At 64.3% G+C, this 19,024-nt stretch carries 22 protein-coding genes and 1 pseudogene; 11 read left to right on the top strand and 12 right to left on the bottom strand.

Going from position 1 to position 19,024, the window contains the following annotated elements:
- The first annotated feature begins 64 nt into the window (after window positions 1-64).
- Window positions 65-1,435, top strand: a complete 1,371-nt coding sequence (locus MAXJ12_RS02425) for a cytochrome P450 (RefSeq protein WP_008834159.1) — start codon at window positions 65-67, stop codon at window positions 1,433-1,435.
- Window positions 1,436-1,487: 52 nt separating this feature from the next.
- Here the strand turns inward: MAXJ12_RS02425 and MAXJ12_RS02420 are convergent, their stop codons facing one another.
- The 4 genes from MAXJ12_RS02420 to rsmI all read right to left on the bottom strand — a co-directional run bounded on the left by MAXJ12_RS02420 (window position 1,488) and on the right by rsmI (window position 4,211).
- Entirely contained in the window at window positions 1,488-1,718 is a 231-nt protein-coding gene (locus tag MAXJ12_RS02420) for a DUF3297 family protein (protein WP_008834158.1), read from the bottom strand.
- Window positions 1,719-2,040: 322 nt separating this feature from the next.
- Window positions 2,041-2,865, bottom strand: a complete 825-nt coding sequence (locus MAXJ12_RS02415; RefSeq protein WP_008834157.1) for a cyclase family protein — start codon at window positions 2,863-2,865, stop codon at window positions 2,041-2,043.
- Window positions 2,866-2,940: 75 nt separating this feature from the next.
- Window positions 2,941-3,315, bottom strand: coding sequence for a YraN family protein (locus tag MAXJ12_RS02410; protein WP_008834156.1), 375 nt, complete (start codon window positions 3,313-3,315; stop codon window positions 2,941-2,943).
- Window positions 3,312-4,211: a 16S rRNA (cytidine(1402)-2'-O)-methyltransferase gene (gene rsmI, locus MAXJ12_RS02405; RefSeq protein WP_040584650.1), complete on the bottom strand. Its 900-nt coding sequence runs from the start codon at window positions 4,209-4,211 to the stop codon at window positions 3,312-3,314. The genes MAXJ12_RS02410 and rsmI overlap by 4 nt, the downstream gene beginning before the upstream one ends.
- A gap of 131 nt (window positions 4,212-4,342) precedes the next feature.
- On the opposite strand from rsmI, the gene MAXJ12_RS02400 reads away from it, so the two are divergent.
- On the top strand, window positions 4,343-4,540 hold the full coding sequence (locus tag MAXJ12_RS02400; RefSeq protein ID WP_008834154.1) for a hypothetical protein: 198 nt from the start codon (window positions 4,343-4,345) through the stop codon (window positions 4,538-4,540).
- Between the two features lie 2 nt (window positions 4,541-4,542).
- Here MAXJ12_RS02400 and hemW read toward each other — a convergent pair whose 3' ends face one another.
- From hemW to rph, 4 genes are read right to left on the bottom strand one after another with little or no spacing between them, the layout of a single operon-like run.
- Window positions 4,543-5,697 carry a radical SAM family heme chaperone HemW gene (gene hemW / locus MAXJ12_RS02395; protein WP_008834153.1) on the bottom strand — a complete coding sequence of 385 codons (1,155 nt, stop codon included), beginning with the start codon at window positions 5,695-5,697 and terminating at the stop codon, window positions 4,543-4,545.
- An 11-nt stretch (window positions 5,698-5,708) separates the two neighbouring features.
- On the bottom strand, window positions 5,709-6,356 hold the full coding sequence (rdgB, locus tag MAXJ12_RS02390; protein ID WP_008834152.1) for an RdgB/HAM1 family non-canonical purine NTP pyrophosphatase: 648 nt from the start codon (window positions 6,354-6,356) through the stop codon (window positions 5,709-5,711).
- Window positions 6,356-6,784 carry a VOC family protein gene (locus MAXJ12_RS02385; protein ID WP_008834151.1) on the bottom strand — a complete coding sequence of 143 codons (429 nt, stop codon included), beginning with the start codon at window positions 6,782-6,784 and terminating at the stop codon, window positions 6,356-6,358. Before MAXJ12_RS02385 ends, rdgB begins: the two co-directional genes overlap by 1 nt.
- 8 nt (window positions 6,785-6,792) lie before the next feature.
- Complete coding sequence (gene rph, locus MAXJ12_RS02380; RefSeq protein WP_008834150.1) at window positions 6,793-7,509, bottom strand: ribonuclease PH; 717 nt, start codon at window positions 7,507-7,509, stop codon at window positions 6,793-6,795.
- A 161-nt stretch (window positions 7,510-7,670) separates the two neighbouring features.
- Here rph and hrcA point away from each other — a divergent pair, with 161 nt between their 5' ends.
- The 7 genes from hrcA (at window position 7,671) to MAXJ12_RS38660 (ending at window position 14,677) form a co-directional block, all read left to right on the top strand.
- The gene (hrcA, locus tag MAXJ12_RS02375) at window positions 7,671-8,741 is read left to right on the top strand and encodes a heat-inducible transcriptional repressor HrcA (RefSeq protein WP_008834149.1); all 1,071 of its coding nucleotides are present in this window, start codon (window positions 7,671-7,673) and stop codon (window positions 8,739-8,741) included.
- A gap of 70 nt (window positions 8,742-8,811) precedes the next feature.
- Window positions 8,812-9,009 carry a hypothetical protein gene (locus MAXJ12_RS02370; protein ID WP_008834148.1) on the top strand — a complete coding sequence of 66 codons (198 nt, stop codon included), beginning with the start codon at window positions 8,812-8,814 and terminating at the stop codon, window positions 9,007-9,009.
- 120 nt (window positions 9,010-9,129) lie between these two features.
- The gene (locus MAXJ12_RS02365; RefSeq protein ID WP_008834147.1) at window positions 9,130-9,747 is read left to right on the top strand and encodes a LysE family translocator; all 618 of its coding nucleotides are present in this window, start codon (window positions 9,130-9,132) and stop codon (window positions 9,745-9,747) included.
- A gap of 145 nt (window positions 9,748-9,892) precedes the next feature.
- Window positions 9,893-10,873, top strand: a complete 981-nt coding sequence (cysK, locus tag MAXJ12_RS02360) for a cysteine synthase A (RefSeq protein ID WP_008834146.1) — start codon at window positions 9,893-9,895, stop codon at window positions 10,871-10,873.
- Between the two features lie 109 nt (window positions 10,874-10,982).
- Window positions 10,983-11,942 carry a TAXI family TRAP transporter solute-binding subunit gene (locus MAXJ12_RS02355; RefSeq protein WP_008834145.1) on the top strand — a complete coding sequence of 320 codons (960 nt, stop codon included), beginning with the start codon at window positions 10,983-10,985 and terminating at the stop codon, window positions 11,940-11,942.
- Between the two features lie 225 nt (window positions 11,943-12,167).
- The gene (locus tag MAXJ12_RS02350; protein ID WP_008834144.1) at window positions 12,168-14,294 is read left to right on the top strand and encodes a TRAP transporter permease; all 2,127 of its coding nucleotides are present in this window, start codon (window positions 12,168-12,170) and stop codon (window positions 14,292-14,294) included.
- Complete coding sequence (locus tag MAXJ12_RS38660) at window positions 14,291-14,677, top strand: DUF1850 domain-containing protein (RefSeq protein ID WP_008834143.1); 387 nt, start codon at window positions 14,291-14,293, stop codon at window positions 14,675-14,677. The genes MAXJ12_RS02350 and MAXJ12_RS38660 overlap by 4 nt, the downstream gene beginning before the upstream one ends.
- Before the next feature lie 44 nt (window positions 14,678-14,721).
- Here the strand turns inward: MAXJ12_RS38660 and MAXJ12_RS02345 are convergent.
- The 3 genes and pseudogenes from MAXJ12_RS02345 to MAXJ12_RS38140 form a co-directional block, all read right to left on the bottom strand.
- Window positions 14,722-16,305, bottom strand: a pseudogene (locus tag MAXJ12_RS02345) (DUF4166 domain-containing protein); the annotation flags it as partial.
- The gene (locus MAXJ12_RS02340) at window positions 16,298-16,744 is read right to left on the bottom strand and encodes a thiol-disulfide oxidoreductase DCC family protein (protein WP_008834141.1); all 447 of its coding nucleotides are present in this window, start codon (window positions 16,742-16,744) and stop codon (window positions 16,298-16,300) included. The gene MAXJ12_RS02340 and the pseudogene MAXJ12_RS02345, both read right to left, overlap by 8 nt.
- 123 nt (window positions 16,745-16,867) lie before the next feature.
- On the bottom strand, window positions 16,868-17,023 hold the full coding sequence (locus tag MAXJ12_RS38140) for a hypothetical protein (RefSeq protein WP_008834140.1): 156 nt from the start codon (window positions 17,021-17,023) through the stop codon (window positions 16,868-16,870).
- 407 nt (window positions 17,024-17,430) lie between these two features.
- Here MAXJ12_RS38140 and MAXJ12_RS02335 point away from each other — a divergent pair, with 407 nt between their 5' ends.
- Window positions 17,431-17,937: a YciE/YciF ferroxidase family protein gene (locus tag MAXJ12_RS02335; protein ID WP_008834139.1), complete on the top strand. Its 507-nt coding sequence runs from the start codon at window positions 17,431-17,433 to the stop codon at window positions 17,935-17,937.
- A gap of 58 nt (window positions 17,938-17,995) precedes the next feature.
- Here MAXJ12_RS02335 and MAXJ12_RS02330 read toward each other — a convergent pair whose 3' ends face one another.
- Window positions 17,996-18,676, bottom strand: a complete 681-nt coding sequence (locus MAXJ12_RS02330) for an ArsR/SmtB family transcription factor (RefSeq protein ID WP_008834138.1) — start codon at window positions 18,674-18,676, stop codon at window positions 17,996-17,998.
- Between the two features lie 66 nt (window positions 18,677-18,742).
- On the opposite strand from MAXJ12_RS02330, the gene MAXJ12_RS02325 reads away from it, so the two are divergent.
- On the top strand, window positions 18,743-18,964 hold the full coding sequence (locus MAXJ12_RS02325) for a DUF1127 domain-containing protein (RefSeq protein WP_008834137.1): 222 nt from the start codon (window positions 18,743-18,745) through the stop codon (window positions 18,962-18,964).
- Window positions 18,965-19,024: the final 60 nt, after the last annotated feature.

Below are 19,024 nucleotides of genomic sequence, written 5' to 3'. Positions count from 1 at the left end.
CCGGGCAGCGGCGGTCCGGCTTTTCACCGTGACGCCGTCGAGGGGCGGGCCTATATTCCCGGCCATGGACATCAAGCCGGCCCCCTTCATCCCCCCCGCGCCGAAACCGCGCACAAAACCGCCTTCGACGCTGGAGATGATCCGCATCGTCTACCGCAACCCGCTCGAACTGTGGGGCGAGCCCTCCTACAACGAACCGTGGATTTCGGTCACCGGCATAGGCGGGCCGCTGGTCATCGCCAACGATCCGGGCCTCATCCGCCACGTCCTCGTCGACAATGCGAAGAACTACAAGATGGCGACGGTGCGCCAGATGATCCTGCGGCCGATCCTGCGCGACGGGCTGCTAACCGCGGAAGGCGAGGTCTGGAAGCGTTCCCGCAAGGCGATGGCGCCCGTCTTCACGCCGCGCCACATTTTCGGTTTCGCCAAGCCGATGCTCGACTGCAGTCTCGACTTCCTCAAACGCTACGAGGAAGTCGACAGCACCGACATCTCGCACGACATGACGCAACTCACCTACGACATCCTTGCCGAAACGCTGTTTTCCGGCGAGATCGCCGGCACGCCGGGCGGCTTCAACGCCGAGATCGACCGCCTGTTCGAAACGATGGGCCGCGTCGATCCGCTCGATCTATTGCGCGCGCCGGAATGGCTGCCGCGCCTCACCCGCCTGCGCGGGCGCAAGACCATGGCCTATTTCCGCAAGATCGTCGCCGACACGGTGGCAATGCGCAAGGAGAAGATCGCGCGCGATCCCAAGGCCGCGCCGGAGGATTTCCTGACGCTGCTGCTGCGCGCCGAAGGTCCGGACGGCCTGTCGCGAGACGAAATCGAGGACAACATCATCACCTTCATCGGCGCCGGCCACGAAACGACGGCGCGTGCGCTCGGCTGGACCATCTATTGCCTCGCGGAAGCGCCGTGGGAGCGCGACAGGGTCGAGGCCGAGATCGACGCTGTGCTCGCCCGCGAGCCCGACCCGGTCAAATGGCTCGATGCCATGCCCTTCACCCGCGCCGCCTTCGAGGAGGCGCTGCGGCTCTATCCGCCCGCGCCGTCCATCAACCGCGAGCCGATCGAGCCGGAGACATACAAGGGCCTCTACATACCGAAACGTGCGGCCGTGCTGATGATGCCGTGGACCGTGCATCGCCACCGCAAGCTATGGGACCAGCCCGACGCCTTCATGCCGGAGCGTTTCCACCCCGGCAACCGCGAGAAGATCGACCGCTACCAGTACCTGCCTTTCGGCGCAGGCCCACGCGTCTGCATAGGCGCGAGCTTCGCTATGCAGGAGGCGGTGATCGCGCTCGCCGTCCTGCTCTCGCGCTTCCGCTTCGACACGCTTGCCGAGACGAAGCCGTGGCCGGTGCAGAAGTTGACCACGCAGCCACAGGGCGGCCTGCCGATGCGGGTCACGCCTCGGCGGTAGAGCAGATTCCGCAAAGCGGACCGGTTCGCGGGATCATCTCGAGAACGGGCAGCTATTCCGGCACGAAGGGCTTGACCTCACCCTTCAGCTTCACGGTCATTGGCTGGCCGAAGCGGTCCTTGGAGTTGCCCGCCGGCACCCGTATCCAGCCCTCGCTGACGCAATATTCGCTGACATCGGTCCGCTCCTTGCCATTGAACAGGATGCCGACGCCACGCTCCAGCACCTCGGCGTCGTAGAAGGGGCTGCGCTCGTCATTGCTCAGTCTGTCGGGAAGCGTCATCGTCGGTCTCCTTCGCCGCATATCGGGCGGGGTTGCCCGATAGCCGGCTGCGGGCCGGGTTTCAAGCCGTCCATCCGTAGACGTTCGACAGGCTCACCATGAGGGCTACCGTTGCGCCTCCGGATTTTGCTCTCGTCGCTGTGAACGACGTACCCATTGCCTCATGGTGAGCCTGCCGAACCACGAAGCAACGCGCAACCGGCCAACCGCTTCATCGCACAACCCCTGAGCTTGGGGATTTGGCACTACCGCGACCGCTCGAGAGCCGCGAGCCTGTCGAGCGACGAGGTTGGGTTAGTGACTAGCCTCTTTCGGACAGACCTTACACCATCGCGAAAATCCGAGCCGGGCCGCCGGTGCCGCCCCTGACCTTCGGCGCGCCGACCACGATCGTCGCGCCCTTCGCCGGCAGTCTGTCCAGATTGGCTACCGCCTCGATGCCGTAGCGGCCGCTAGGCAGCCAGGTGTTGTGGACGATGAAATCCGGCGATGGCCCATGATCAAGCGACAATGTGTCGACCGCGATGGCCTTCACCGAGGGCTGCTCGATCAGGAATTGCGCCGCCTCGACGTGAAAGCCGGGAAAGTGCAGCGTCTTGCCGTCATCGCCGACGTTGCGGAACTTCTCGGTCGCGACATGCGCGCCCCAGCCCGACAGCATGGCCACCACAGCGCCCTCGGGCAGGTCGCCATTGGCGGTGATCCACGCCTGGATATCGTCGGGCGTGACCTGTGCATCGGGGTCCTTGTCGGCCTTGGCGCGTATGTCGATGATGGCCAGCGGCGCGATCAGATCGTCGATCGGCAATTCCGCCACTGACTTGCCATCGGCGGTGAAATGCAGCGGCGCGTCGATATGGGTGCCGGTGTGCTCGCTGATGCGCCATTCATAAAGATTGAACGTATCCTTCTCGAAGCTGAATTTCTGCTCGGCGAAGAATTGCTGTCCGCCGAAATAGGTCGGGAAGTTATCCCAGAGTTCGTGGGTGAGGTCTTCGGCCTTCCCCGGAGCCTGCGCGAAAAGCGGCCTTGGCGCGGCCGTCGCCGCCAGCGCCGCAGCTCCAGCGGCGGCGATGCTTCCCTTGAAGAAATTGCGGCGGCTGAGCATGCCCGCCTTCACGGATTCGATGACGCAATGATGGCACATGATGTTCTCTCCTTCTGGCGTCCGAGCAGAAGAGAATGTTGCCTGGACGACGTTAGGGCAAGTCCGATTTGTGCTCTAATTCCGCCCGTAGAAAGCGTTCTGCACATGCACAGGCCAGCGCCACGGCAGCACCGCCACCATGTCGAACCGCACCGACAATCTTCCGTAATCCGATTGCCGCGACAGCCAGAGGTCGGCGCAACCCTCTATGCGCCGCTCCGACTCGCGCCCCAAAGCTTCCATTGCCGCCATCAGCGTCGGCCGCGCCTTGACCTCGACGATCAGCACCAGGTCGCCACGCCGCGCGATAAGGTCGATCTCGCCGAGCTTTGTCCGGTAGCGCCGTTCGACGATGCGGAATCCCTTCGCCATCAGCGCCAGCGCCGCCAGCCATTCGCCGCGATGGCCGCGCCGGTAGGCCTTGAAGCGTCTAGTCGAGGCGTCGGTCACTCCGCGCTGTCCTTAAGCTCCAGCAGCCGGCGATAGAGCGCCGGCTTCTGCCCGCCGGTCATGCGCGCCGCTTCCGCCGCCGCTTTCGATGCCGGCATTTCCTTTGCCAGCGACAGAAGGAGACGGTCGACATCCTGCGGATCAGCCGCTTCCGACTCCTGCGGCGGCCCGACGCAGACGACGACCTCGCCCTTCGGCGTCGGCGCCTCGCCGTAATGCGCCGCAAGTCCGGAAAGCGAGCCGGTGCGCATCTCCTCGAACCTCTTGGTCAGTTCGCGGCCGACCGCCGCCGGCCTGTCGCCGAATACATCCGCCATGGCAGCAAGCGTATCGGCGAGCCGGCGCGGCGATTCGAAGAAGATCAGTGTCGCCGGCACCGCCGTCAGCGCCGATAACCGCGACCGCCGCTGCCCGTCCTTGACCGGCAGGAAGCCGGCAAACATGAAGGCGTCGGAGGGCAGGCCGGATGCGGTCAGCGCCGCCAGCACGGCAGAGGCGCCCGGTATCGGCACGACGCGGATGCCGGCCTCCAGCGCCTGCCCCACGAGTCGGAACCCGGGATCCGAGACCAGCGGCGTACCGGCGTCCGAAACGAGCGCCACGCTTTTTCCGGCTTCCAGCGCCTCGATCAGCCTTGGTCCGGCCTCGCCGGCATTGTGCTCGTGGTAAGGTGTCGGCCGCTGCCGGATGCCGTAGCGGTCGAGCAGCACCCGCGTCACCCGCGTATCCTCGCAAGCCAGGATATCGGCACTGGCAAGCGTCTCCAGCGCCCTCAGCGTGATGTCGCCGAGATTGCCGATCGGCGTGGCGACAAGATATAGCGCGGGCTCCTGCGGGCGGGCGGCGATCTCCGTCTGCCCGACCACGAACACCCTGCTTTTTTCCTCTTTCTGCACGCCAATCCCCGCTGATTTTCACACTGTTCTGCCATGCCGGCGCGGGCGTTGCAAAAAGCCGTTCGCAGCGTGCGGAATTTGCGGAACCAAACCGTCACTGCCGTGTTTCACCGGCCCATTGGAGGATCGAGATGAGCGGTATTGAGTTCCAGGATGTGTTCGAGCCTTACTATGCCGGCCGGAAGAACCCTATGCCGCATGAATCGGCCGCCAAGGACAAGGATGCGAACCGCGAGGAAATCAAGCATCAGCTCGCAGAACGCGCCAAACGATCAAAGAGGCTGAAATCGGCTGCAGCTGCCGTTAAACGCCCAAAGCCGTTGCGCTAGGACTACCGCGCCAGGTCCGCCACCACCGCATCCAGCACGATCATGCCCGACGGGGTCGCGCGCAGGCGCGAATTGCCAACCGGCGCCACCAGCCCTTCGCCCTGCAGGATCGACATGCGCGGCGAAGACAGTGGCCGGCCCGAAAGCTGCTCGTAGCGCGCCAGATCGATGCCTTCGGCCAGCCGTAGCCCCATCAGCAGGAATTCGTCTGCTTCTTCCGAGCGCGTCAGGATCTCTCCGCCGGTGATGCCATGGCCCTTGGCCTCGACCAGATTGGCCCAGGTTTCCGGCATTTTTTCCGCGATCGTCACCACCCGCCGGCCATTCTCGATGAAGCGGCCATGCGCGCCCGGGCCGACGCCGACATATTCGCCGTAGCGCCAGTAGGTGAGGTTGTGCCGGCTTTCCGCGCCCGGCTTGGCGTGATTGGAAATCTCGTAGGCCGGCAGTCCGCGCGCCGCAGTCACCTCCTGCGTGACTGCATAGAGTTCGGCGGCGTGGTCGCCGTCGGGGATCTCAAATTTTCCCGCCGCATAGAGCGTGTGAAAGCGCGTGCCTTCCTCGATCGTCAGTTGATAGAGCGACAGATGGTCGGCCGCGCGGCCGATCGCCTGTTCGAGCTCGGCGCTCCAGGCTTCCGGCGTCTGGCCTGGCCGCGCATAGATCAGGTCGAAGGACAGCCGGGGAAGGATTTGTCGCGCGAGTTCGATCGCATGCAGCGCTTCGGAAACATTGTGCAGCCGTCCCAGGAATCGCAGATCGGTATCGTTCAGCGCCTGCACGCCAAGCGAAACCCGGTTGACGCCCGCGGCGCGATAGCCGCGGAAGCGCTCGGCCTCGACCGAGGAGGGGTTGGCCTCCAGCGTGATCTCGATGCCGTCCGGCACCGTCCAGTGCTTCGCCACCGAATCGAGCACGCTGGCCACCGTCTCGGGCCGCATCAGCGACGGCGTGCCGCCGCCGAGGAATATGCTGGTCACTTCGCGCGGCCCGGTGCGGGCGCGCATCGTCTTCAGTTCGGTGTCGAAGGCGCGGGCGAAGCGTTCCTGGTCCACCGGCCGATGGCGGACATGGCTGTTGAAGTCGCAATACGGGCATTTGGCCGCGCAGAAAGGCCAGTGCACATAGACGCCGAAGCCCGGATCGCGGCCCGTCAACGCGCTCTCCGTCACGTCGCGCCGAGCTTGGCGCGGGCGAATTTCTGGAAGGCGCGGGCGCGGTGTGACAGGGCCTCGGCCTGGCCCGGCTTCCAGCCATGCTTCTGTTCGGCGTCCATCTCGCCGAAGGTCTTCTCGTAGCCGTTCGGCTGGAACACCGGATCATAGCCGAAGCCCTTGTCGCCGCGCGGCGGCCATACAAGCGTGCCTTCGGCCTCGCCGCGGAAATACTCAGCGTACCCGTCAGGCCAGGCAAGGCAGATCACGGCTACGAACTTGCCGGCGCGGCGCGCGGGGTCGGACGCGCCCACTTCGTGCAGCGCGATCTCGGTGCGCTGCATGGCGATGGCGAAGTCGCGCCCGCCTTCCGGGGTTTCGGCCCAGTTGGCGGTGTAGATTCCGGGCTGCCCGTCCAGCGCGTCGACGCAGAGGCCGGAATCATCCGACAGCGCCGGCAGGCCGGTCGCCTTGGCTGCGGCATACGCCTTGATGTAGGCGTTCTCCTCAAAGGTCGTGCCGGTTTCGTCCGGCTCCGGCAGGCCGAGTTCCGCAGCCGACTTCGCCTCGAAGCCGAATGGCGCCATCAGTTGCGCGAATTCGCGCAGCTTGCCGTCATTGTGGCTGGCCACGACGATCTTCTTGTCTTCCAGTGGCCGCATCACATACCCCAGATTTTCGGCTCGGCGAATTCCAGCGAATTGCCGGAAGGATCGCGGAAATAGATTGAACGGCCGCCTCCTGAGCTCTTGCCGGAAGAGGGCCATTCGAAGTCGGCTTCGATGTCGATGTTCTGCGCTTCGAGATGCGCTTTCCACCGCGCGATCTCGTCACCGGTCGCGGAAAAACACAGATGCCCCGGGCCGGCGGCGCCGTGCGGCGGCACAGGCAGCTTGGCATCCGGCGGCGGCGCCTGCCGCGTCGCCTCGGCATTGAACAGCAGGAGCACGCCCGCCCCGCAGCGGAAGAATATATGGCGGCCTTCAGCCCTGGCGATCACTTCCAGCCCCAGCACTTCGCGATAAAACGCTTCCGCCGCATCGAGATCAGTGACGTAAAGTGCGGATTCGAGGATCGCCGAGGGCGTCATGTCAGCCTCTACCCCACCGCCATCTGCTGCAGGCTGACCAGCCGCGAAATGCCCTTCTTGGCAAGCGCCATCAGCGCCGCGAATTCTTCCTCGGTAAACGGCACGCCCTCGGCCGTGCCCTGGATTTCGACGATGCCGCCCTTGCCGGTCATGACGAAATTGGCGTCAGTGCCGGCCGACGAATCCTCAAGATAATCGAGGTCGAGCACAGGCTGGCCGTCATGGATGCCGCATGAGATAGCGGCGACGTGGTCCTTCAGCACCTTCGACACGCTCGTCATCTGGCGCGCTTCCATCCAGCGCAGGCAGTCGTGCAGCGCTACCCAGCCGCCGGTGATCGCCGCCGTCCGGGTGCCGCCATCGGCCTGGATCACGTCGCAGTCGACGGTGATCTGCATTTCGCCTAGCGCCTGAAGATCGACGACGGCGCGCAAGGAGCGCCCGATCAGCCGCTGGATTTCCAGCGTGCGCCCGCCCTGCTTGCCGGCCGAGGCCTCGCGGCGCATCCGCTCGCCGGTCGAGCGCGGCAGCATGCCGTATTCCGCCGTCACCCAGCCCTTGCCCGAATTGCGCATCCAGCCCGGCACGCGCTCTTCCAGGCTCGCCGTGCACAGGACATGCGTGTCGCCGAATTTCACCAGGCACGAACCTTCGGCGTGCTTGGAAACATTGCGCTCGAAGGATATTGCGCGCATTTCGTCGTATTGGCGTTTTGAGGGGCGCATCAGGCACTTTCTGTTCGAAATTCGAATTTGGAGGCCGCTTCTGCCTCGTGGCGGCTTGTAACCTCATGCCGTCCGGGGCGCAAAGGAAAAGCGGCCGGCCGGCGTGCCGGTTGTGTTCCCGCCGGTCCCGTCTATATTTTGGCCAGAGGTTTGGAGTTTCGATGACGAAGCCGGTGCTGGACCAGAATCTGCAATCGCTCGACGCGCGTTCGCGCGACATCTTCCGCCGCATCGTCGATTCCTATCTTCTCGACGGAGAACCGGTCGGTTCGCGCAACCTGTCGCGCATGCTGCCTTCGTCGCTGTCGCCGGCCACCGTGCGCAATGTGATGAGCGATCTCGAACATCTCGGCCTCGTCTATGCGCCGCATATTTCGGCCGGCCGCCTGCCGACGCAGAAAGGGCTGCGCTTCTTCGTCGATGCCTTCATGGAACTTGGCGACCTGTCCGACGAGGAGCGCCGCTCCATAGAGGCGCAGCTGAAGGCCTCCGGCAGCGGCGCGACGCTTGAACATATGCTGACCGAGGCAAGCCAGATGCTGTCGGGCATGTCGCGCGGCGCCGGCCTCGTGCTCGCCGCCAAGAACGAGGTGCCGCTGAAGCATATCGAGTTCATCCAGCTCGAGCCCGAACGCGCTTTGGCCGTCATGGTCACGCAAAATGGCGACGTCGAGAACCGCGTGGTCGACCTGCCGGCCGGCGTCACCAATTCGCAGCTCCACGAAGCCTCGAATTTCCTCAACGCCCATATACGCGGCCGCACGCTCGCCGAGGCTCGGGCGGAGATCGCACGTCTAAAGGAAGAGACAAGGGCCGCCCTGGACACTCTATCGCAGGATCTGGTGGAAAAGGGCCTTGCCGTCTGGGCCGGTTCCGAAAGCGGGCTGCCGTCGCGGCTGATTGTGCGCGGCCGCGCCAATCTGCTGGAAAACGTCACCGCCCAGGCCGACCTCGAACTGCTCCGGCATCTATTCGAGGATCTCGAGACCAAGGAGGGCATGGTCCAGCTTCTCGATCTCGCGGAGGCGGGTTCTGGCGTACGCATCTTCATCGGCTCCGAAAACAAGCTGTTTTCGCTGTCCGGTTCCTCGCTGGTCGTGGCGCCCTACCGCGACAAGGACGCCCGCGTCGTCGGCGCGCTCGGCGTCATCGGCCCGACCAGGCTGAACTACGCCCGCATCGTTCCAATGGTCGACTACACCGCCCAGCTCATCTCGCGCATGCTACGCTGAACAGGCCGCCTGTGGCGGCGGCGCGGCATCCGGTGTAAAAGTTACGACTGGAGTAAAGGGGGAACCGGCCATGGCGCTCGAACAGATCAAGGCCCAGATCAGCCTACTTTTGCAAGGGATGGTCAATCAGCCCGAGGACGAGCATGAAATCCATGAGCAATTGCGCGAAAAGCTCAACGAATTGCGCGCAATGGGGATGCCGCTGCCGGACGATCTCGTGGCGCTGGAAAAGCGTCTCGATGACGGCCTTTACGCCGGCGGCAACTGAGCACGCCATCACCGCCATCTAAGCATTTCGGTGCGCCAAACCGTGAGCGCTTGCTGCCGTATTTCCGCGGAGGCGCGCCTGTGCCATAGAAGCGCGCCATACCGACCGAAGGTGCGTTCCATGACCCTTGCCGGCTTTCTTGCCTACAGCCTTGCGCTCGCCATCGCCGCAGCCATTCCCGGTCCGGGCGTTACTGCCCTCGTCGCCCGCGCGCTCGGGTCCGGCTTCCGCTCGGCGCTCGCAATGTCGTTCGGGCTGGTCGTCGGCGATTTGACCTATCTCACCGCCGTCGTGCTCGGCCTGGCTCTGGTCGCGCAGACCTTCGGTACCGTGTTCCTGGTCATAAAATGGCTTGGCGTCGCCTATCTTGCCTGGCTTGCCTGGAGCTTCTGGAAAAGCGGCATCACGCCGGAGACGATTGAGGCGCGGAAAGGCAAAGGCGGGCTTTTCGCAAGTTTCCTTGCCGGGCTCACCGTCACGCTCGGCAATCCCAAGACAATGATCTTCTATCTGGCGCTGACGCCGACGCTGGTCGATCTGAGGACCATCACTCTCGCCGACTACATGATTCTGGCCGCCTTGACCGTGATGGTGCTGCTCGTCGTGCTGGTGCCCTATCTGGCGCTTGCCGCCAAGGCGCGCTGGTTCCTGAAGACGCCGCGCGCACTGAAGGCGCTGAACCGCACCGCAGCTGCCTTCATGGCAGGCGCGGCACTCGCCATCGCTTCTCGACACTAGAATGCCGCGCGCCAAATAATTCTCTGATTATGCCGAATCGGGAAACTGAGTTCCGAACCGGCAACCTTTTCAGCACGCCGCCCACTCGGATTTTTCGAGGGGCGAGACTATGGTAAGCCCGAAAAAATCTGTGGGAGCGAAATCAATGAACAAGCCGGCCACCTCGACGCGCGCACCGGGTCGCGGGCGCATCTTCAATTCGATCACCGAAACGATCGGTGACACACCGCTGGTCCGGCTCGACAAGTTCGCGAAGGAAAAGGGCATCGTCGCCAACCTCCTCGCCAAGCTCGAATTCTTCAACCCGATCGCCAGTGTCAAGGACCGCATCGGCGTCTCGATGATCGAAGCGTTGGAAGCCGCCGGCACGATCTCGCCCGGCAGGAACACGCTGATCGAGCCGACATCGGGCAATACCGGCATTGCGCTCGCCTTCGCCGCCGCCGCCAAGGGCTACAAGCTGATTCTGACCATGCCCGAAACCATGTCGGTCGAGCGCCGCAAGATGCTGGCGCTCCTCGGCGCGGAACTGGTGCTGACCGAGGGACCGAAGGGCATGAAGGGTGCCATCGCCAAGGCCGAGGAACTGGTGCAGACGATCCCCGGCGCAGTCATCCCGCAGCAGTTCGAGAATCCCGCTAACCCCGAGATCCATCGCACCACCACGGCCGAGGAGATCTGGAACGACACGCAAGGCGCGGTCGACATTTTCGTCTCCGGCATCGGCACCGGCGGCACGATCACCGGCGTCGGCCAGGTCATCAAGAAGCGCAAGCCCTCGCTGCATGTCGTGGCCGTCGAGCCGGAAGCTTCGCCGGTGCTGTCGGGCGGTCAGCCCGGCCCGCACAAGATCCAGGGCATCGGCGCCGGCTTCGCCCCGAAAATCCTCGACACGACCATCTATGACGAGATCGTCCAGGCCTCTAACGAGGACGCCATTGCCAATGCGCGGCTCGTTGCGCGGTTGGAAGGCGTGCCGGTAGGCATCTCGTCTGGCGCCGCTCTCCAGGCAGCAATCGTCGTTGGTTCGCGCCCGGAAAATGCCGGCAAGAACCTCGTCGTGATCATCCCCTCCTTCGCCGAACGCTACCTCTCGACGGTCCTGTTTGAGGGGCTCGGCGGCTAGCCCCCAATAACCCCCTTTGCATTTCCGCCGCAGCCGTTAAAACAATCACCCCAGCCCGCGCCGCCACCAGGCGGCGCGATCATGAAAAGACTGTCCCGGGAGGAACCGCATGCTCAACCTGAAAACCAAGATCCTTGCCGCCGGCGCCGTTGCGCTGTCGCTCGGCTTTGGCGCCGTGTCTGCCAAGGCGCAGGAATTCATCAATGTGCTCACTGGCGGCACTTCCGGCGTCTATTATCCGCTCGGCGTCGCCCTGTCGGAAATCTACGGCAAGGGCATCGAGGGCGCGCGCACGCAGGTCCAGGCCACCAAGGCGTCGGTTGAGAACCTCAACCTTCTGCAGCAGGGCAAGGGCGAGATAGCGTTTGCCCTTGGCGATTCGGTCAAGCTCGCCGCCGAAGGCAACACCGAGGCCGGCTTCCCCGGCAAGCTCGACAAACTGCGCGGCATCGCCGCCATCTATCCCAATTACATCCAGATCGTCGCCAGCCAGGAATCCGGCATCAAGACGCTAGCTGACCTGAAGGGGAAGAGCCTGTCGGTCGGCGCGCCCGCTTCCGGCACCGAGCTCAACGCCCGCGCCATCTTCGCCGCCGCCGGCATGAAATATGAGGATCTCGGCAAGGTCGAATATCTGCCCTTCGCCGAATCGGTCGAATTGATCAAGAACCGCCAGCTCGACGCAACATTGCAGTCGGCCGGCCTCGGCGTCGCCTCGATCCGCGATCTCGCCACTTCGCTGCCGATCAACGTGGTGGCCGTGCCCAAGGCGGACGTCGAAAAGATCGGCTCGCCCTATGTGTCGGTGGTCATCCCTGCCGGCACCTATGACGGGCAAACGGAAGATGTCGAGACGGCCGCGGTCGGCAATTTCCTCGTCACGCATGACGGCGTTTCCGACGAGACCGCCTATCAGATGACCAAGCTGCTGTTCGAAAGTCTCGACCAACTGACCGCCGCCCACGCCGCCGCCAAGGCGATCGACCCGGCCAAGGCGCTCGACGGCATGCCGATCCCGCTGCATCCTGGCGCCGAGCGCTACTACAAGGAAGCCGGGCTGCTGAAGTAGGCAGTGGAATCGCGGTTAAGTCGTGATTCTTCGTATGCCCCCTCCACCGCCTTCGGCGGTCCCCCTCTCCCGCTTCACAGGGGAGGATTCAGGGTCGCGGCCGTCGCCGCCGCTGATCCTCCCCCGTTCACGGGGGAGGGGGACCACGCGAAGCGTGGTGGAGGGGGCATGTACCCCAGAAGGGCGTGTCTCAAATCATAGTTCGCCTATCGTGGGGTGTGGCAAATGAGCGAAGTAACATCCGGCGCGGCAAAAAACGTCGACACCCCGACCATCCTCTCCCCGTCCGTCGAGGAACCCATCGAAGGGCTGCCGCCGGGCTTCGGCGAGGGCGTGGCGGGCCGCATCGTCTTCTGGATCGCCGTCTCCTTCTCGGCTTTCCAGCTCTACACTGCCGCCTACGGCAATTTGCCGAGCCAGGTGGTGCGCGCCATGCATGTCGGCTTCCTCCTGTTGCTCGGCTTCGCGCTCATCGCCACGCTCCGTGCCAGAACGCCCGTCGGCAAGGCGTGGTTCTGGACGCTTGCCATCCTCGGCTTTCTCACCGGCGTCTACAACTGGGTGTTCTATAACGACATCATCCAGCGGTCCGGCTTCCTCACCACACCCGACCTCGTCGTCGGCGCGGTGCTGATCGTGCTGGTCTTCGAGGCCGCGCGCCGCATCATGGGCCTGCCGCTGGCCGTCATCGCCGGCCTGTTCCTCGCCTACTGCTTCTTCGGCAACTACCTGCCCCCGCCCTTCATTCACCGCGGCTATGATTTCGCGCAGATCGTCGAGCATTTCGGCTTCGGCACTGAGGGCATATACGGCACGCCGGTCTATGTGTCGGCGGCCTATATCTTCATCTTCGTGGTCTTCGCCGCCTTCCTCGAGCGCGCCGGCATGATCGCCTTGTTCAACGATTTCGCGCTCGGCATGGTCGGTGCCTGGCGCGGCGGCCCGGCGCAGGTCTGCGTGCTCTCTTCCGCGCTGATGGGCACCATTTCCGGTTCCGGCGTCGCCAATGTCGTGGCTTCGGGCCAGTTCACCATCCCGCTGATGAAGAAATTCGGCTTCCGCTCGGCCTTCGCCGGCGGCGTTGAAGCGACCTCGTCCATGGGCGGCCAGATCATGCCGCCGGTCATGGGCGCCGTCGCCTTCATCATGGCCGAGACGCTGAACGTTCCCTACGCCGACGTGGTCAAGGCGGCGATCGTGCCTGCAGCGCTTTATTTCGGCGCCTGCTTCTGGATGGTGCATCTCGAATCCGGCAAGTTCAGCCTGCAGGGCATGGACAAGGCGACGCTGCCCAATCCGTGGGACGCGGTAAAAAAACACTGGCCGCTGGTGCTGCCGCTGGCAGCGCTCGTCTATCTGCTGTTTGCCGGATACACGCCTATCTTTGCCGGCACGATGGGCCTGGCGCTGACGATCGTGCTCATCCTCGGTACGCCGCTTGCGGCGCTTATCGGCCCCTTCGCCTTCCGCATGGTGTTCTGGATCGCGCTCGGCCTGGCCGCCGCATCCTTCATGCGATACGGCGTCGACATTCTGGCGCTGGTCCTCGGCGCGCTGGTCGCCGCCTGCCTGTTCTTCAAGGGCGGCCGCGAGACGCTGGTCATCTGCATCGAATCGCTGGCCGAGGGCGCCAAGAACGCGCTGCCGGTTGGCATCGCCTGCGCCATCGTCGGCATCGTCATCGGCACGCTCACGCTCACCGGCATCGCCTCGACCTTCATCGGCGCGATCATCGCCATCGGCCAGAACAATCTGTTCCTGTCGCTGGTGCTGACCATGCTGACCTGCCTGGTGCTGGGCATGGGCATTCCGACCATCCCCAACTACATCATAACCTCGTCGCTCGCCGGGCCGGCGCTTTTGGAACTCGGCGTGCCGCTACTGGTCAGCCACATGTTCGTCTTCTATTTCGGCATCATGGCCGATCTGACCCCGCCGGTGGCCCTTGCAGCCTTTGCCGCGGCGCCCATGGCCAAAATCTCTGGCATGAAGATCGCCATGCAGGCGTCCAAACTCGCCGTCGCCGGCTTCGTAGTGCCGTTCATGGCGGTCTATACGCCGGCTCTGATGCTGCAGGACGCCGGGCCGATGGCCGCGAGCTACGGCTATCCGGTTGAGGTCGTCTATATCCTCATCAAGGTCTGTCTCGCCATCGGCTTGTGGGGCGCGGCCGTGGTCGGCTTCCTGTTCACGCGAATGGCCATGTGGGAAAGGCTGCTGGCCACCGCCGCCGCCTTAAGCCTGGTGCTCGCTCTGCCCTATACGGACGAACTCGGCTTCGCGCTTGCGGCGATCGTCATTGGCCTGCACTGGTGGCGCAGCCGAAGCCGTCCGGCCGGCGCCCTGCCGTGAGCCTCTGCATCCTCGAGGCAGGCAATACGGTCACGCTCGCCGCGACGGCTTTCACGCTGTCCTGGACGCACTCGGTCGAACAAACCCGCTGGGAGGAGGACTGGCGCATCACGCCCGCCGGCATCGAGATCGTCGAGGCGCGGGTAAAGGGATCCGGCGCCGGCATGGAGCCGCCGCCCGACGCTGTGTTCGAACATGGCTGGTGGTCCTACGTTCCGGAAATTCCGACGCGGCCGGAAATCGTGCTTGCCGCCTCAGGCGCGACGGGCGCCGGCTGGTCGCTTTGCGCGGCGGGCAAATGCATCGAGCTCGGCGCGGCCGCCGGCGAGCCGGTGCGGCTCAAGCCGTGCGGCGGGAAAGCAGGCTCCAGCCAGCCGAGGTAGCGCACGATCAGGCCGGCGAAAGGCATCGAGATTTTAACATCGAAGCGGAACTCGCCGTCCGCCCCCTCATATTCAAAGGCTTCGCTCCTCGGCATCAGAGCGCGAGGCAGGGGAATGCCAAGGAAGCGCCCGCTTTCGACGGGCCAGGCCACGCGGCCGTCCTCGGCGAAGAGCCTCAGCAGGAAGGAAAACGGCCCGAACCGTTCGCGGAGCACACCCGGCTCTTCATCCGGTTTTCGCGACAAATGCGAGACAAAGGATTTTGCGCCGAAGCGTCGGGTCCACTTTTCACCCGAAGTGGTTTTTTGCTTGGTCACGCTCACGGCTACCGCGGGAGCGGCGGGAGGGAAACCGAAAAGCGCGCCAATCAGACGAGCGGATAAACCGCCGCCCCGTTCGACCGAAGCGACACCCTCGAAACAGTCGATATCGTGGATTTCAGCGAGCCTGCGCCAGCTTTGCGGAAGCGTTGCAAAGCCCTTGGGCAACACGCGCTCCAGCAGCGGAGCGGCTGGTTTTTCGCTGCGGCCGAGCCGGATGCGAAACGGCGACAAGCCGGCCTCGATCTCGCCGAGCGTCAGCAGTCCGGCCGCCGGGCGGGCCCCGACTGTCAGCCCCGAGCCGTTCATCAGCTTGAGCGCCAGAAGCAGCGCCGGCGTCGGTGGAACCTGCGGCCCGTCGCCTGTCTCGGCGATCAGCGTCCATCGCCGATCCACCGCCCGCCCCGCGCCGTCGCGGCCGACTGCGTAGGCGACCATCCCGCCGCGGTCGGAGCCCAAACGGGCCACCCATCCGGCCATCCGTCCAAGCCACCCGGCCAGCGGACCGAGCGAGCGAACAAGGCCCAATCGAACCGGCAAGGCCAGCAGCCAAAGGCCAAGATGCAGTGCTTTCAACTCCAGACCGGCGTGGAACAGCGCCGAACGTGCGCCGTAGCGTTCGGGGAAGAGGATGAGATCTGGCGCACCGATTGTGCTTGCAAGCCGGCCTTTCAGCGGAGCGATCCCGGGGGCTTCGAGCGTGAAATGTCTCAAATCGCCCCATGCGGTGGTGTCGGTCCAATTTCCACCCCGCCAGACACGCAGCGATCGGCCGGCCTGCCCGACGATGGCGCGCAAGACGGAAAGTCCGCGAGGAACCCGATTGCCGGGCAGGATCGCCGAGCCGGCCAGCGAGACTGCCGCAAGCCCCTGTACAAGTTCGTCGAGCGCTGCGGCAGAAATTGCCGGGACGCTGCTTGCACCGGCGATGACGGCAACGCCGGCTGCTTTCGCGCTATCGTCGAGCGTGCCGATTCCGGCTACGAATGCGCCATCATCGGCAAGGTCGAGATAGTGCGCCTTCGCTGCGATCGCCGCCTCGGCGATTCGGTAGCGGTCTTTGCCGTAGGCCTGAAACGGTCCGGCGGCGTCTATGACGATCGTTGGCTCAAGCAATGCGATCTCGTTGAAGATGTCGCCTTCGCGATCGATCCGCACCGGTTTCCCGCCTTTGCGACGGCAATGAGCGACTGCCTTTTCCAGCGAGCGGCCGGCAACCAGGATTTCAGCGCTTGATTCTGCTGCGAGCCGTTCCGTCAGCCTTCCACCGAAGACCCCATAGCCGCCGATAACGAGAATCCTAACCAATGATGCGGTCTCTCAATGCGGCGGACGGTATTTCGCAACTGTCCTTCTTGCCGAACAGCGCATAGCGGTTGCGCGCGATCAGACTGTAGAGCGCGTCGCGGAGCCGGCGCGGCAGCATGTTGACGATTTTCGCTGCGCGCCACGGCCAGCCCAGCACATCCATCACCGCGATGAGACTATCCATCCGGGTGTAGGCGACGCCGTCGATGATCACGAGATTGGTTTCGTAGACATCCGTCCGCAGGCCATGGCGCCGGTAAAGCGCCTCGCCCAGCGCCGATTGAGCAGTGGTGAAGCGGAACCGTTCTTTCTGATCCAGCCTGACGACGGTGCGGGCGAAGCCGGAACAGAGAACGCATACGCCGTCAAAGACGATCAGCGGCTGGCTGCCGTCGTATCCGGGCTTATGCTGGTGGGTGGGAAGAACGGTGTCTGCCACTTGGCTTCCGGCCCGAGTGTTAGGTCAGGAAAACCCTACGACGCCGGATGGCAATGGCAAGATGCAGCGATGTCGCGGCGGCCGCAGGCGAGCGGGTTAGGCTCAACCGTGCGGCGATGGCGGTTATTGAAACGAGGCGCGGGCTTCGAATGAGCCGCCGCGGCGACGTGCGCAAGCCGGGCCGGGGCCACGCATATAGTAGCGCTCGGGCCGGTAGGTCGGCGCGACGAATTCGCGGATTGCGAACGCATAGCTCGTGATGTGATGCCAGATAGTCATTGTCCCTGTCCCAAATCCCTCGGATGTCCCTTCCGATTGGATGTCACCATAGCGCCCGGTCGTGAATGATCCGTGAACGCGATGTTAATCTTCGCCAGGATTTGTCCCGGTTCGTGGCTGAAATGCGTTTGATTCGCGGCGTTTGAGCGCCAAAGCGCAACATTCCACTACCTGTGCCTTTTGCATCACACCTGTTTCGCGGCGATGTCGCCGGGGGCCGAGTTTCGTTTCGGGTGCGGTTACAGAAGGAACTTCTTGCCCACGTTGCACCGAGGATTTCAGCGCCGGATTTTTGGAACCGCGCCAAGTGCCGAGCGTTCGGTGTCCAGAGCGGGACACCCCCGCCTGGCAGGCGTCGGTTTAGGCCGAGCCTGCATTCCCCACAACGAACAGGAAGGGCCAAAGCCATGGGCTTTTTTTCGAAAGATATCAAATCGCTGGACGATCTCTTCGTGCACACGCTGCAGGACATCTACTATGCCGAGAAGCAGATCGAGAAATCGCTGCCCGACATGATCTCCAAGGCGACCAATCCGCAGCTCAAGCAGGGTTTTGAGAAGCACCTGGACGAGACCAAGGGTCACATCCAGCGCGTCGAGCAGGTTTTCCAGATGCATGGCGTGCCGGCGAAGGGGGTCGACTGCCCGGCCATCGACGGTATCATCGAGGAGGCCGATGAGGTCGCCGGCGACGTGGACGACAAGCAGGTTCTCGACGCCGCGCTGATCGCCGCCGCGCAGGCCGTCGAGCACTACGAGATCACGCGCTACGGCACGCTGATCGAATGGGCCAAGCAGCTCGGCCGCGACGACTGTGCTTCCGTGCTGAAGCAGAACCTCGAAGAAGAGAAGGCCACTGACAAGAAACTGACCGAACTGGCCGAAAGCAAGGTCAACCTGCAGGCAGCTCAGTAGCTATATAGGCCGAAGCTGAAGGGCCGGCGAGGAATCGCCGGCCTTTTCGCGTCGTCGCTTAAGCCAGGAACGCCTTCTCGAACGCCATCTTGCCCTTGGGCGAAAACACGATGGCGCGGCTTTCGGCTTCGCGCCTTGCCCATTTCTCCGCAATGATCTTGTCGAGGATGGCGGCGCCCAGCGCGCCGGCGAGGTGAGATCGCCGCACGCTCCAGTCCAGGCAGGCGCGGCAGATCGGGCGGCGCTGCTTGCGGAAGGCTTCGGTGTCGATGCCGACCGCAGCGAAATGCGACGGGCCGGATTTGCTGAGCCGAATCTCGTCGCCGTCGGCGACCAGGACGCCGCGCGCCAAAAACCCGTCCAGCATGGCAACGGCGTGCTCGCCGGCCAGATGGTCGTAGCAGATACGCGCCTCGCGCATCACCGCCTCGCGCGGGCCGGGCCGCGTGCGCTTCGGGCCGACGGCCGCGGCTACGCCTGTGATCGATTCGAGCATCGCCGCCACCTGCGGCCCGGCAAGCGAATAGTAGCGGTGGCGGCCCTGCGCCGCGAGCGACAACAACCCGCCTTCCATAAGCTTTCCGAGATGCGAGCTCGCCGTCTGCGCGGTCACGCCTGCTTCCAGCGCCAGCTCGCTGGCGGTGAGCGCGCCGCCGTCCATCAGCGCCGTCAGCATGTTGGCGCGCGCCGGGTCGCCGACCAGATTGGCGATGCGAGATATATCGGGGCCGTCTCTCATACTTCGACGGTAATCGAACCATCCGCGTAGGGCAAGTGGTAATCTCCACCCATAAAGGAGACGACCATGACCGCCCAACGCACTGTCACCGAAGCCGCTGCGGCCGCTTTACCTTTGTTGCGGCGATCGCTGCACGCCATCCACGCCGTCATCCTGTGGCTCGATCGCGCGATCGAGCGTCACAACCAGCGCCTCGCGCTCGCCGAACTCACCGACGAGCAGCTTGCCGATATCGGCCTCACCCGCCGGGACGTCGAGCGTGAGTGCCGGCCCTTCTGGAAGCGCTGACGGTTCGGCTCGGCAAGAATTGTCTAACTCGAAACATCGCCCGGATAGTTCGACCGCGAT

The organism is Mesorhizobium alhagi CCNWXJ12-2 (assembly GCF_000236565.1).
Classification (GTDB): Bacteria; Pseudomonadota; Alphaproteobacteria; order Rhizobiales; family Rhizobiaceae; genus Allomesorhizobium; species Allomesorhizobium alhagi.
This window is presented reverse-complemented; position numbering and strand designations above follow the sequence as displayed.